General features: G+C 63.3%; 10 protein-coding genes and 1 tRNA gene. 7 read left to right on the top strand and 4 right to left on the bottom strand.

What is annotated here, in order from left to right; all coding sequences use genetic code 11:
- Positions 1-5 precede the first annotated feature (5 nt).
- Entirely contained in the window at positions 6-1,025 is a 1,020-nt protein-coding gene (locus tag AC0L20_RS07680; RefSeq protein WP_473288046.1) for a hypothetical protein, read from the top strand.
- A 104-nt stretch (positions 1,026-1,129) separates the two neighbouring features.
- On the opposite strand, the gene AC0L20_RS07675 is transcribed toward AC0L20_RS07680, so the two are convergent.
- Together AC0L20_RS07675 and AC0L20_RS07670 are read right to left on the bottom strand one after the other, a co-directional pair.
- A tRNA-His gene (locus tag AC0L20_RS07675) sits at positions 1,130-1,206 on the bottom strand.
- 194 nt (positions 1,207-1,400) lie between these two features.
- Positions 1,401-1,832 (bottom strand): phasin, encoded by a 432-nt coding sequence (locus AC0L20_RS07670; RefSeq protein ID WP_456767805.1) that lies wholly within the window; start codon positions 1,830-1,832, stop codon positions 1,401-1,403.
- Positions 1,833-2,521: 689 nt separating this feature from the next.
- Here AC0L20_RS07670 and AC0L20_RS07665 point away from each other — a divergent pair.
- The 3 genes from AC0L20_RS07665 to AC0L20_RS07655 all read left to right on the top strand — a co-directional run bounded on the left by AC0L20_RS07665 (position 2,522) and on the right by AC0L20_RS07655 (position 7,945).
- The gene (locus tag AC0L20_RS07665; RefSeq protein WP_473288045.1) at positions 2,522-5,980 is read left to right on the top strand and encodes a PAS domain-containing sensor histidine kinase; all 3,459 of its coding nucleotides are present in this window, start codon (positions 2,522-2,524) and stop codon (positions 5,978-5,980) included.
- Positions 5,981-6,176: 196 nt separating this feature from the next.
- A complete protein-coding gene (locus AC0L20_RS07660; protein ID WP_473288044.1) occupies positions 6,177-7,325 on the top strand; it encodes an AI-2E family transporter in 1,149 nt (382 codons plus the stop codon).
- 125 nt (positions 7,326-7,450) lie between these two features.
- Positions 7,451-7,945 carry an MAPEG family protein gene (locus tag AC0L20_RS07655; RefSeq protein WP_018453569.1) on the top strand — a complete coding sequence of 165 codons (495 nt, stop codon included), beginning with the start codon at positions 7,451-7,453 and terminating at the stop codon, positions 7,943-7,945.
- 3 nt (positions 7,946-7,948) lie between these two features.
- Here AC0L20_RS07655 and AC0L20_RS07650 read toward each other — a convergent pair whose 3' ends face one another.
- The gene (locus AC0L20_RS07650; RefSeq protein ID WP_473288043.1) at positions 7,949-10,021 is read right to left on the bottom strand and encodes a BTAD domain-containing putative transcriptional regulator; all 2,073 of its coding nucleotides are present in this window, start codon (positions 10,019-10,021) and stop codon (positions 7,949-7,951) included.
- A gap of 82 nt (positions 10,022-10,103) precedes the next feature.
- On the opposite strand from AC0L20_RS07650, the gene AC0L20_RS07645 reads away from it, so the two are divergent.
- The 3 genes from AC0L20_RS07645 to AC0L20_RS07635 all read left to right on the top strand — a co-directional run bounded on the left by AC0L20_RS07645 (position 10,104) and on the right by AC0L20_RS07635 (position 12,038).
- Complete coding sequence (locus tag AC0L20_RS07645; protein ID WP_473288042.1) at positions 10,104-10,292, top strand: hypothetical protein; 189 nt, start codon at positions 10,104-10,106, stop codon at positions 10,290-10,292.
- A gap of 42 nt (positions 10,293-10,334) precedes the next feature.
- Entirely contained in the window at positions 10,335-10,562 is a 228-nt protein-coding gene (locus tag AC0L20_RS07640) for a hypothetical protein (protein ID WP_473288041.1), read from the top strand.
- Between the two features lie 570 nt (positions 10,563-11,132).
- Complete coding sequence (locus AC0L20_RS07635; protein ID WP_473288040.1) at positions 11,133-12,038, top strand: hypothetical protein; 906 nt, start codon at positions 11,133-11,135, stop codon at positions 12,036-12,038.
- An 86-nt stretch (positions 12,039-12,124) separates the two neighbouring features.
- Here AC0L20_RS07635 and AC0L20_RS07630 read toward each other — a convergent pair whose 3' ends face one another.
- Positions 12,125-13,297, bottom strand: coding sequence for a thiolase family protein (locus AC0L20_RS07630; protein WP_473288039.1), 1,173 nt, complete (start codon positions 13,295-13,297; stop codon positions 12,125-12,127).
- Positions 13,298-13,369: the final 72 nt, after the last annotated feature.

Raw genomic sequence — 13,369 nt, 5'->3', positions numbered from 1 at the left:
CATCCATGTCAAAAAACCCGAAGCGCCTCGCTTCTCAACAAAGAATAGCTGGGTTCGCAAGACGCAGAGGCGGCGCTACTTATCATGACGCCGCCGGAGTTGCAGAAGAACGTCTTTGGCAGCTCAAAGAAGATTACGCGAGTGCACCCTCATCTTACCGGAAGTACCTTCTTGTTGGGATTTGTACCTGCCTCGAAAGCCACATTAAGTACTTCTACGCAGCCGCAGCGGAAGCATTTGACGACTTTCCGGACATGCTGCGAGTACTCTACAAAGACATTCAAGTAGATACTGACACTTTGATATCGGCGACAAGTAAGACGTTCGGCCTTGCAGACATCATCGCAGCAAACATATCCGTCTCGACGCTGGAAAGTTATCGCGAGAGGGCAAGCCACTTCTTTTCTGTGCTTCTTGGCAAACAGCACGATTTTCCCTGGGACTTTGTAAACATCGGCACGAACGGCGACTCCGAATTAAATAGGCAGTATGCGGCGAAGCTTGATCGGCTAGAGCGTGTATTCGATGCGCGTCATAGGTTCATTCACGAGACTGATATACTTGGTTTGCCCGAAGAGAGAGAAGATGACCCGCTTGAGTGCGTAGAGGATGCGCTTTGGTTGATTTCCCAATTCGAAAAGGAGTACGGCGATATCTTGATGAGTCCAAAGTTTGCCTCGATCAAGGACGATGAAGGCATGGAAGAGGCCCTTCACCGAGTGACTAAGGAGATTGAGGGCGCGTTTGAGCACATCAAGGCTCAGTGCGCCGACCGTCAACACGAATCCCTTGGTCACCTCAAGACAGCCTTTTTCGAGTACCTTTGGGCTCGCTGCGATTTTCTGGCCAGCGTGTTCATAGTGCAGCAGAGCGAATGGGCAAAAGCTCAATTCCTAGATCTGGCACCCGCATATAAGCCTATGCTTGCGGACCTCGCGCTCAAGCAAAAATATGCGCTCTCCAAGTATCCCATCGACGAACAGGAAGCTGATTTGCTGAACATGGATGGAGAGGTCAGCGACTAGTCGTGGGGTGCATTTAGGCGGCGCCTGCAACTTCAAGAAACTTGGCTGCAACAGCTGCTTGAGCTCAGATCCGTTCAACAAGCTGCTGGCACGGTTGATTGCACTGGTACAGTTGGGTGGGCTCGAACCACCGACCTCCTGTTCCACAGACAGGCGCTCTAACCAACTGAGCTACAACTGCATCCTTGCGAGCCGCCCGAGGGGCACCCTTGATAGGGCCGGTCACCGAGGGGGGCTGGACGGGGCGGAAACTAGGTGCAACGGGCGTTTTTGGCAAGGCCGCAACACCCTCAAAACGTCCCGCAAACGAGGTTATTTCCAAAGCAAAACCCGGGCTTTCGGCCCGGGTTTCTTAATTGAGACGGCCGCGCCGGATCAGGCGGCGGGGTAGAGCTTCGCGGCGGAGGCCTTGATCGGCTCGACGGTCGCGGTGGCGACGCGCTGGGTCAGCTCGGCCAGCTCCCGGGCCTGGGTCTGGAACGTCTCGAGCTGCGCCTTGGAATGGTTGGTCCACAGCGCGAACGCATCCTGCGGCGCCTTCACGCTGAACAGCTCCTGGGTGAAGTCGAGATGGGCCTTGGTGTTGGCCTTCGCGAACTCCATCAGCTTGGCGGTGTATTCGCTCACGCCCTTGTGGGCGGACGAGAACACGGCCTCGACGGTGCCGTTGTGGGTTTCGGCGGCGTCCTTGAACTTGGCGTAGTTCTCGCGGGCCTGCGACACGCCCTTTTCGGCGAACGCACGCACCTGCTCGGGGACCTCGAACGGAATGATCGAGGCAGAAAACGGATCAGTCGCACCTGTCATGGGTATCCCTCACACTAATGAAAAAACGGAGTGAGCCTTCAGGCGCGCCCGCCGGCCAACCGGGTGACGGGTGCGAAGACTGGAAACACAAAACGAATGATGGCTCGCCCAGCGCCCGAACCAATGCCTGCCTAAAATGTCAACATTGTGCAACGCAACGGGTTTTGGGGTGCGTTGCGCAAATTTAATCTCGGGGAGGATGAGGTTCCCGGGCTGGGGAACCGGTGGTTGAGGTGTTTGGGCGCGACCCAGAAGGCGGTCCGCTCCCTCTCCCGCTTGCGGGAGAGGGTTGGGGAGAGGGTATCTCCGCAATGGGAAAGCCCCAACGCGGAGAGAGCCCTCACCCGCGCCTTCGGCAATAGCCGAGGCTTCGCCTCGGCGTTCCCTAAGAGACGGCCGCCGTAGGCGGCCTGTGCTCTCCCGCAAGCGGGCGAGGTTAGACCGAGCCCGGAGCACCCACCGGTCCAAGCCAGATTCTCCAGCTCACTTCTTCCCCGACGTGCGAATCCTGCGGATGCAGTGTCGGCCCGCCTTGCGGGCCTGGGGACATTAAGGTTATCGCGGCTTTAGGCCTTGGCGCATAGGCTGGGGCCGTGGACCTGCCCGCGGCTGCGGGCGATACTAACCCTTTCTTAAGGCTGCCATTCCCGGCAGCCTGATGCGCACAAGCGGGACGCGAAGCCGGTCGGATGACGAGTTCGGATTTCCAGTTGCGAGGCGTGGGCGATCCCCGGCTGGCCGTGCACGCGACCTCGCCGCTGCCCGCCTGGCTCTGGTCGATCGACGGCACGCGCGTGCTCTGGGCCAATCCGGTCGGCGCAAGGCTGTTCGGCGCGGCCAATGCCACGGCGTTGGCAGAGAAGAACTTCGGTCCGGCCGACAGCCACCGCCGCCAGATCATCCGGCTTGCCGGCCGGTTGCCTCCGAACGGGGCGATCCGGCTCGAACGGCTGCGCGGCTTCGGCGCCCGGCTCGGAACGCTGATGACCTGCGCCTGTGCCCGGCTCGACTTCGCCGATGGCGGCCGCGCCGTGCTCGTCACCGCGATGGACCCGGGCTTGCGCACCATGCCGCTGGTCGAGCGGCTGCTGCGTCTGGTCGACGGCGCCAAGACGCCGATGGCGGCGTTCGCGCCCGACGGTCTGTTCGTCGGCGCCAGCGAAACCGCCCGTACCCTGCTTGGCTTCCGCGATCTAGGCGAAGCCGGCCTCGAACAGGCGCGCAGCGATGCGCTTCGCCAGGGCCGCGCCGAGACGCCGATCGGCATCGGCCAGATGGTGCTGCAGCGGGTCGGCAGCGGGGCCGATATCGGCCTGGTCGCGCTGATCGAGCCTGCGGTGCAGCAGGCGGCGGCTGCGACTGATGATTTCGAACCGGAGGCCGCTGAAGAGGCCGCGCGCGAAGACATTGCTCAGCCAGAGCCTGCGCCGCCGCCTGCTCCAGCCGCGGCGCCGGAGCATGTTCAAGCAGCGCCGTCGCAGGAGGCGCCATCCGAAATCGCGCTGTTCGACGCGTTTGCCGAGCCGGTCGACGCGCCGGAAGCAAGCGCGACGATCGCGCACGAACCGCCCGCGCGCGAGCCGGCGACCGAGATCGTGACGATCCAGCAAGCCGTCGAGGAAGCGGCCGAAGCCGCGCCAGAAACTCCGGTTGAAAACTCGGCCGAAGCCATGGTGTCGCCGCAGGCCGCGCCGACCGTGAGCGGCATGGTCGAACCGCCGTCGGGCCACGAAGAGCCGCCCGCACCGCGTCAGCATCCGCTGCGCTTCCTCTGGAAGGTGGATGCAGAGGGCCGCTTTGCGCTTCTCTCCGACGAATTCATCCACCTGATCGGTCCGCGCACGGCCGCCGGCTTCGACCGCCCCTGGCACGAGATCGCCGACGCATTCGCGCTCGACCCTGAAGGCCGCGTGGCGCAGGCGCTTGCCAGCAAGGATACATGGGCCGGGATCACCGTGAACTGGCCGGCCGACGGCGGCGAGCATCTGCCGGTCGAGCTTGCCGGGCTTCCGGTTTACGACGGCGAACGCAATTTCGCGGGCTTCAGGGGTTTTGGGGTCTGCCGCGATCTCGACGGCCTCAACCGGCTCGATGCGCTCCGGCGTTTTGAGCTTTTGGCCGAACCGGCGGCGCCGCAAAGCCTGTCGGCCGATGTGGTCGAGCCGGAGCCCGAGCCAAAGCTAGAGGCGCCGCCGCCTCCGCCGATCGAGCCGCCCGCGCCTGAGCCTGAGCCTGAGCCTGAGCCTGAGCCTGAGCCTGAGCCTGAGCCTGAGCCTGAGCCTGAAGCTGAACTGCCCGACCCCATCACCGACGCGAATTCACATCCAACCGATCCGGAAACGCCAGTGGAAACGCCTCCCAATGTCCTGCCGTTCCGCGCGCCTGGCGACACGCGATCGCCGACGCTGACGCCGGTCGAGAACAGCGCATTCAACGAGCTCGCCCGGCAATTGTCCGAGCGCCTCGAACGCGACAAGGAAACCATCGCGGCGTCGGCCGAGCCGGCGGATGCCGAGATCACGCCCGAGGCGCCGACGCCGGAGCCCAAGTCTGAGGCTGAACCGCCGCACGCGCCGGCCGAATGGCTGAGCGCGCCCGCGCCGCCCGCACACGGCCACAGCACGCGCGACCGCGCGCTGGTTGATCTGCTGCCGACCGGCATCCTGATCTACCGGCTCGACCGCCTGCTCTACGCCAACCCCGCCTTTCTCGCGCGCATGGGCTATGCCAGCCTGAGCGCACTGGAGAACGCCGGCGGGCTGGATGCGCTCTATGTCGAGCCGGGCGTGTCGGCGGCCAGCAGCACGTCGCAAGCAGGCACGCCTGTCACGATCAGCGCGACGCTCGCCAATGGCGAAGCGCCGCTGCCGACCACCGAGGCGCATCTGCACGCGATCGACTGGGACGGCGAGAGCGCGCATGCGCTGATCTGCGCGCTGCCGCAGGCAGCGGCCGTTGCGCCCGTGATCGCCGAGACCGTCATCGCCGAGACCATTGTCCCCGAGACTTTCCCCACCGCGCCGGAGCCCGACGCCGGCGAGGCGGCGGCGGAAGATCTCGCCGCGATCCTCGACACCACGGCCGAGGGCATCGTCATGTTCGACGCCGAAGGCAACATCCACGCCTGCAACCGCAGCGCCGAGGCGCTGTTCGGCTATGAGGGCGAGGCGCTGATGCAGCAGAATCTGGTGACGCTGTTCGCGCCGGAGAGCCAGCATGTGGTCATCGACTATCTGGAAAACCTCAAGAGCCAGGACATCGCGAGCCTGCTCGACCACGGCCGCGAGGTGCTGGGACGCGAGAAGAAGGGCGGCGTCATTCCGCTCGCGATGATCATGGGCCGCACCAGGCCCGACGGCCCGAACTTCTTCGCCGTGTTCCGCGACCTCTCGCACAGCAAGCAAGGCGAGAGCGAGCTGACACAGGCGCGACGTCTGGTCGAAGGCACGGCGAACGCCAAGGCCGACATGCTGGCGCGGATCAGCCACGAGATCCGCACGCCGCTCAACGCCATCATCGGCTTTTCGGAGGTGATGATCTCGGAGCGCTTCGGCACGCTCGGCAACGAGCGCTACGGCGAGTACATGAAGGACATCCGCGCCTCCGGCGAGCGCGTCATCGCCATCATCGACGACCTGCTCGAGCTGTCGCGGATCGAGACCGGCAAGCTCGACCTCAACTTCGCCAACCTCAACCTCAACGACCTCGTCGAGGCCTGCGTGGTGGTGATGCAGCCGCAGGCCAATCGCGAGCGCATCATCATCCGCACCTCGCTCGGCCACGCGCTGCCGCAGGTGAGCGCGGATGCGCGCGCGATGCGGCAGATCACCATGAACCTGATCTCGAACTCGATCCGGCTCGCCAGCGCCGGCGGCCAGGTGATCGTCTCGACCGCGCTCACCGATCGCGGCGAGGTCGCACTTCGCATCCGCGACACCGGCCATGGCCTCAGCGAGCGCGAAGTCGCCGCCGCGATGGAGCCGTTCCGGACCCCACCGCCTGGCGATGCCGAAGACAATTCAGCGCTGAGCCTGTCGCTGACCAAGGCCCTCGTCGAAGCCAACCGCGCCCGCTTCAACATCAAGAGCGCGGCGAACTCCGGCTCACTGATCGAGGTGGTGTTCGCACCGGCGCTGGCGCAGGCGTAAACCGCGAACGCGATTTCCAGCCGGCGGTGCACGGTGGCGCCCGATGCAGGGCGCTACCTCATTGCGACTTCTTCCCGAGCGGGAACCGAAGCCCCTCGTTGCGGCTTGAAGCCTGGACCCGGCGTTTCTCCTGCTGACAGTTCGACACTGCAGCTCCCGCACCCAGTGACTTCAAATGGCCGAACGAGTGAAATCCGTGGCATCGAAGCAGCGTCCGCCCAAGCGGAGCGACGCCGTGCGGAGCGAGGGCGGCCCGAACACGACTGAGCGAAAGCCGCTGCCCACGGGCGCGGGCGCGCGCATGAACGCACGGGTCGTGCTTGCCCTCGCGCTCGTCGCACTGGCGTTGTGGACGGCGGCGGGATTTCTCCCCGCATTGATCTGGGCCGCGATTCTCGCAACCAGCCTGTGGCCGCTCTACACCAAGTTTGCGGCACGCGTGAGCTCCGGCCGGTCCAGCCTGGCCCCACTGGTCTTCACGCTCGTCGTCGCCCTCATCCTGTTTACGCCGATGTCGCTTGCCGTCTATCAGATCGCGCAACAAGGCGATCTGCTCGTGGGCTGGATGAAACAGGCCGGAGAGAGCGGGATCGAAGTGCCCGATTGGCTCGCCCGCCTTCCGATCGCCGCAGACAGCATCGAGCAGTGGTGGCGCAGCAATCTTTCCGATCCCAAAGCCGCGACCGCATGGCTGAAAAGCGTCAATGCAGACAACGCATCGGAACTGTTTCGAACGTTCGGCGGACAGCTGCTTCATCGCCTGTTTCTTCTGTTCTTTTCGCTGGTGGCCTTGTTCGTCCTGCTGCGCAACGGCCGGTCGATCTCGGGCCGCGTGCTGGAAACCTGCGATCGACTTTTCGGTGAGGCGGGAGAGGGTCTCGCCGAGCAAATGGTCGATGCGATCCGCGGCACCGTGAACGGCACGGTGCTGGTCGCCGCGGGCGAGGGATTATTGATCGGCGTGGCCTATTTCGTCGCGGGCGTGCCGCACGCCATCGTATTCACGATATTGACCACGGCCTTCGCGATGCTTCCCTTCGGCGCCTGGCTGGCTTTCACCGCCGCGGCGGTGGTCCTGGTTTCTGGCGGAGGCAGCGGCTTCGCAGCCGCGGGCGTCTTCTTCTGGGGCGCGATCGTCATGTTGGCCGGCGATCATTTCGTATGGCCGACCCTGGTCGGCGATTCGGCGCGGCTGCCGTTTCTGTTCGCGTTCGTCGGAATCTTCGGGGGCCTGGCTGCCTTCGGCCTCCTGGGCTTGTTTTTGGGTCCCGTGATCATGTCGGCGTTGCTGGTGGTCTGGCGCGAGTGGGTGTTTCGACCTGTCGCGATCGAGAAGCACGGCTGAGTCGCCGCGTAAGCACGCGCCGAAAGCAAAAGGCACGGCGCTGGCGAAGGCGTAAGGCGAGATCAGGCTGGGACTGGACTGGCGGCTGCCTTTACGTAGTGGCGCAACCCGCTCGGACATGTAGTATGGCCCTGCCGGAGCGGGGTACCAAATTGGACGGAATCAATCTTCACGATCCCCTCTTCGCTACCTATGTCGTTGCCGCCAGCTTGATCATCCTCAAGGCCGTGGCGATGTCGTGGCTCACCGTAGTCCGGATGGTGAGGGCCCAAGGCGGCTACCGTTCGCCGGAGGACATCAAGAAGACACCACTGAATCCCGCACCCGATCCGGCGCAGCTTCTTCCCAACGAAGATGTGGAGCGGATCCGCCGGATCCAGATGAACGATCTCGAGAGCCTGCCGTATTTCCTGGTCGCGGGCTTTCTTTATGTTCTCACAAAGCCGTCGCTGCTTCTCGCGCAATGCCTGCTCTACGGCTACGTTGCCTCACGCCTGCTGCATTTTCTCGCCTATCTCACCGGGCAAATTCACGACATTCGCGCAATGCTGTGGACCGTAGGCTCGGTCATCCTGGTCTTCATGACCGTGCGCACACTGCTCGTTGCACTCGGCGCTTGAGGCTCAGTCGGCCACGCCGGCTATCTGCTGGGCCGAAAGGTAGCGTTCAAGCGCCTCGTGCTGCTTGAAAAAGCGCATGGCGCGCAGATCGCGGATCGTCGTTTTTTGTGCCGCATCGCGAACCCGGGTGACCTCGCGGGCTTCCTCCAGCCGGCCGACCCCGACCAGGTTTGCCGCGAGCATGCGATGCCCGGTGCCGTTGCTCGGATTGTGCCGAACCGACTTGCGCGCCCAGGCAACGCCCTCCTCGTACTGCCCGAGAGCAAAGTAGGACGCGGTCAATCCCGTCATCCACATATGGAGCATGCTGTCCTCGGGGCTGAGGACGAGAGACCGATGCAGGCATGCGAGTGCGTTGGCATAATCGCCTCCCATGCTGTCGATCATTCCGAGTACACCCCATGCGAAGGCCGAACTCGGATTGAGCCTTGCGGCTTCGCTGGCGTGAATGCGCCCCTGATCGTTGTCGCCGGCGGGCCCAAACAGCGTGAAGCCATAGACAGCGTGGGCGAAAGCGTCCCCACTATCCTGCTCGACGGCGCGGCGCGCCAGACCGACCGCCTCGGACGCGGCATCCGCAGACATGTTGGCGCCGAGCGGCGGAGCCATCACGAGTCCCCAAGCCAGCGCCGCCAGCGTCGCCGTTCGCTCCTGATCGAGGCTCAGAGACCGCCGAAGCAGATCGATGGCCTTGACGATGCCTTCGCGGGTGCCGCCCCATAAGTGGTGAAGGCCGCGCAAATACAGATCATAGGCCGAAAGATCAGTTGGCGGCTTGCGGCGTGCACGTTCGATCTCGGCGCTACGAACGGCGGGATCGACGACTGCGGCAACACTGCTGCTGACGTCGTCCTGCAGGTCGAAGATGTCGATCAGGGGGCGATCGTAGCGATTGGACCAGACCTGGGCCTCGCTTCCGGTATGAGTGAGCTCGGTCGAGACGCGAATGCGGTTGCCCGCTTTGCGAATATGACCGCTCAGGACGTATTGCGCACCGAGTTGCTGCGCAATCTGCCGGCTGGTCATTCCCTTGTCCCGAAGGGCAAAGCTCGATCCGGCCGCGATCACCACCAGCTCGCGAAAGCGCGATAGAGCGGTGATGATGTCTGCAGTGACGCCATCGGCGAAGTAGTCCTGTTCGGCGTCACCACCCATGTTGCGGAACGGAAGCACCGCCACGGAGGGCCTGTCGTTGCCGATCACGTGCTCCGCCCGGTGCGAAAGGTCTGCCGTCGCCTCCGCTGCCGGCAGAACGATCTTCTGCTCCTGGACCTTGCGCAACTCCGCAGCCAGGGCGGTGGTCGCCGCATCGGGCACGGTGCCGAGCTCTTGCTTCAGCAAGGCAACGACGGCCTGATAATATTTGAGTGCCTCGGCGTTGCGGCCGGCCGCGGACAACGCGCGCATGATCAGGCGGTGCGCATCCTCGCGCATGCTGTTGAGGGCATTGGCACGCTGGCCGGCGAGCAGAGCATCGCCGGCACGTCCCTCGGACAGTTCATGCTCGCCGAGCGCCACCATCGCGCCGACAGCCAGCTCCGATAACCGCTCGCGTTCGCCGGCCAGCCACTCGCTCCAGCCCTCCGCGTTGACCACGATGTCATCGACGAGGCGCCCGCGATAGAGATCTGCCGCCGCGGACAGCGCGTCACGGCTGTCCTTTCTGACAAGCCGCTCGAATTGCGGCACATCGCAGGTGATCACAACGGCATTCAACGAAATGAATTCGCCGTCACTCCTGAGAGCACTCTGACCAAGAACTTGACGTAGCTTGAACAGCGCCTGTCGCAGGTTTTGCTTCGCCTGCGCTTCGAAGTGCGATCCCCACAGCAAGGTCGAGAGTTTTTCGCGGTGCTGAGGCTGAGGTGCCGTGCAGGCCAGATAGGCCAGCAATCCCGCGAGCTTCTTGTTCGGCAAGCTGACGGCGCCGTCCGGCCCGATCAGTTCAAAACGTCCAAGAAGTGCGAGAGTAAAATTTGGGCTGGGCGCGGGTGCAGTTTCGGTCATTCCGCCTCGAAAATAAGCAGATGCGCTCACGGATATACATCCTACACGAATTGCCGCCTTAGCGAACAATATTAACGCTGCAGTGACGGCCGAGTGACGCCGGCGACGACGACAGTGGGTTCAGATCGCATCGCGACGAGATGCCGGTTGGTTGATCGACGCGGAGCAATTTCATCCGGAAATCAGCGTGCGCGCGCATCACCTCATCATGATCGTCGTTGGCTTGTTCGTGGTCCTCGCCGGATTCGACGCAGCGTTGACGACCTTTGCACACCCGACACTCAGGGCCGCTTCGCAGTCGGCGCCGCCCGTCGCACCGCTCCTTTTCGGAGACGACTGATCGCACGCCGGCATCACAACAGCCATCAAACAGGAGGTCGCATTGACCGACATCGCACAGCAGGGAAAACAATCGCAGAGGTTTCTCGCGTCCGACCAAGAACAGCGATTGGTTTCGATGTGGAGACTTGGAGTGGTCGCCTTCTATGGCTCGCTCCTGGCGCTGGTGATTGCCTTCGCGGCAATGAGCAAGGCGCCCCGAGAGCGCCAAGCCAACCTCGCCTCCGACGATTTCGTTACCCACTACATTTCGAACCCGCCGGCGCCGTAGGCGATCGGGACGAGCGACAGCAAAGCATATGAGGACAATCGTGAACAATCACAACCGTGCTGCGTCTCCAATTCGGGTCAGATCTCCGGCATCGCATGACAGAAAGCGAGCAGGCGGCGAGACGCGCCTGATGATCCTCATTCTGCTGGGATTCGGCATCGTTCATGTGATCGGCGCGATCCTCATTCAGCGCGCGTCGACCGAGCGAGGTGATCCGCCCCTGATCCTCGCTTCGCACACCGACTGACGGCCGCGACATGCAGCCGATTCATGGGATTTGAAAAACCAGGAGGCAACATGCCAGCAATCATACGCACGATTTCCCGCACGGTCCTCTCGGTCATCGGTGCCGAATTGGCGAAGCACGCCCTCTTGTTGTGCGCAGCGTGCGCCTTTGTGTTCGTGCTCTCACGAACCTACGGCCTGGATTTGAGCGCCGGATTCTTCTGACGTTCGCAATGGCGGCCGACATGACTGAAATCAGAAGACGCATCGTCGTCGATGCGCAAGTCCTGAGGAGCTGATATGTACGTTGGCCGGATATTGTCCACGCTTGGCGGACAAGGACCCATGCTCCTGGTGATCTCGCTTTGCGCAGGGCTGGTGATCACTCCCTTCGCTCGTCTCGGCTACGATCTTTTGCCTTTTTCGGCATTTCTTCTGACGCTGGGCTCGTTTCTTACGGCGGGTCTTGCCCCCTCTGAAGCCAGCATTCGTCCGCTCCTGATGGGCGTGGTGCTTGCCTGGGTTGGCCTGGTGCTGCCATTCGCTGCTGCGATTCTGCTGTCCTTTGCTCCGCTTGATCCTGCGCTGCGGGCCGGCGTTCTGCTTTCACTGCTGGCGCCGCCGGTCGGAAGCGCCGCTGCGATCGCCGGAATGCTCGGTTTGCGACCACGTCTCGCACTGCTCGTTTCCATCGCACTGACCTTGCTCACGCCGATCTCGATTCCGAGTTTTGCCACGGTGCTCGGACTTGGAATTGCATTCGACATGGCCGGGCTGGCGATCCGGCTCTTCAGCATTATCGGCGCTGCAGGCCTGGTGGCCTTCTTAGCCATGAGGTTTCGTCGTCATGTGATTCCCGTTCTGCCCGATCAAAGCGCCGCCACCGGGATCGCCGTTGTCGGGCTCATGATCGTGGGGCTTGCCACCTCGCAAGGCATACGGGCGCAATGGACCAGCAACGCCCTGCGTTTCGACGTGATGCTCGCCGCGGCGATCGTGTTCAATTTCGGTCTGTGCGTCCTCGCTGCCATGACGTTCGCGAGACTGGGGTGGCAAACCGCCGGTACCATCGGTCTCGTGAGCGGAAACCGCAACGTCACGCTCGTGTGGGCAGCGGCGAGCTTCGGTCTGCCGTCGCTGGCGGAAGGTTATGTCGCTGCGTGCGTCATCCCGGTCCTCGCCCTTCCTCTCATCATCAAGCTTTGTCTTAGACTACCATCCTTCAGCCGCTTGATCCCACAAAACCGGTGACCCAAAGAGTACACGCCTGACCTGGTGCTCAAACAAAAGGGCACGGCGCTTGCCGCGCCGTGCCCTTCGCAGTCCTGTCGGCTGTCTCAGCTATAAATCTCGAACAGTCCCGCGCCGCCCTGGCCGCCGCCGATGCACATCGTCACGACGCCCCACTTGGCCTTGCGGCGCTTGCCTTCCTGGAGGATGTGGCCGGTGAGACGTGCGCCGGTCATGCCGAAGGGATGACCGATCGCGATCGAGCCGCCATTGACGTTGTACTTGGCGGGATCGATGCCGAGCTTGTCGCGCGAATAGAGGCACTGGCTGGCGAAGGCTTCGTTGAGCTCCCAGAGATCGATGTCGTCGATCTTCAGGCCATGACGCTTCAACAACTTCGGCACGGCAAAGATCGGGCCGATGCCCATCTCGTCCGGCTCGCAGCCCGCCGCCGCCCAGGCGACGAAGCGGCCCATGGGATTGAGGCCGCGCTTCTCCGCGTCCTTGGCTTCCATCAGCACCACGGCCGCGGCACCGTCCGACAATTGGCTGGCATTGCCGGCGGTGACGAACTTGCCGGGGCCCCTGACGGGCTCGAGCTTGGCGAGACCTTCCAGCGTGGTCTCGGGCCGGTTGCACTCGTCGCGATCGACGACGTAGTCGACGATCGACTCGGCCTTGGTTGCCTTGTCGACCACTTTCATCTTGGTCTTCATCGGGACGATCTCGTCCTTGAACTTGCCCGCCTGCTGCGCGGAGGCCATGCGGCGCTGCGACTCCAGCGAATATTCGTCCTGATATTCACGGCTGAGATTGTAACGCTCGGCGACGATATCGGCGGTGTCGATCATCGCCATGAAGATCGCCGGCGCCGTCTTGAGCAGCTCGGGATCGATCGATTCCTTTGGCGTGCCGCCGCCCGGCATCGAGATGCTTTCGACGCCGCCTGCGACGATGCAGTCGGAACCGTCCGAGCGGATCGAGTTGGCGGCCATCGCAATGGTCTGGAGACCGGACGAGCAGAACCGGTTCACCGAGACGCCCCCGGTCGATTTCGGCATTCCTGCCAGCAGCGCGGCCTGGCGGCCGATGTTCGGCGCGCCATGGGCGCAATTGCCGAGATAGCAATCCTCGACATAGTCCTTCTCGACGCCGGCGCGCTCGACCGCGTGCTGGATGGCGTGGGCCGCGAGCGACATCGGCGGGGTGATGTTGAACCCGCCGCGGCCGGATTTCGCGAGGCCCGTGCGTGCATAGGAAACGATGACGGCTTCACGCATTGTTTTCTCCCTTTTCGAACGATTTTGACCGGAGCGTCGGTCCAGGTCTTCTCGGCGCCATTGGTACACAAT

Source organism: Bradyrhizobium sp. Kon58, from assembly GCF_055807455.1.
This window is presented reverse-complemented; position numbering and strand designations above follow the sequence as displayed.

Coding starts and splice junctions, on each gene's coding strand:
- AC0L20_RS07680 (WP_473288046.1), top strand. CDS start 6: ATGTCAAAAAACCCGAAGCGCCTCGCTTCTCAACAAAGAATAGCTGGG.
- AC0L20_RS07670 (WP_456767805.1), bottom strand. CDS start 1,832: ATGACAGGTGCGACTGATCCGTTTTCTGCCTCGATCATTCCGTTCGAG.
- AC0L20_RS07665 (WP_473288045.1), top strand. CDS start 2,522: ATGACGAGTTCGGATTTCCAGTTGCGAGGCGTGGGCGATCCCCGGCTG.
- AC0L20_RS07655 (WP_018453569.1), top strand. CDS start 7,451: ATGGCCCTGCCGGAGCGGGGTACCAAATTGGACGGAATCAATCTTCAC.
- AC0L20_RS07635 (WP_473288040.1), top strand. CDS start 11,133: ATGCTCCTGGTGATCTCGCTTTGCGCAGGGCTGGTGATCACTCCCTTC.
- AC0L20_RS07630 (WP_473288039.1), bottom strand. CDS start 13,297: ATGCGTGAAGCCGTCATCGTTTCCTATGCACGCACGGGCCTCGCGAAA.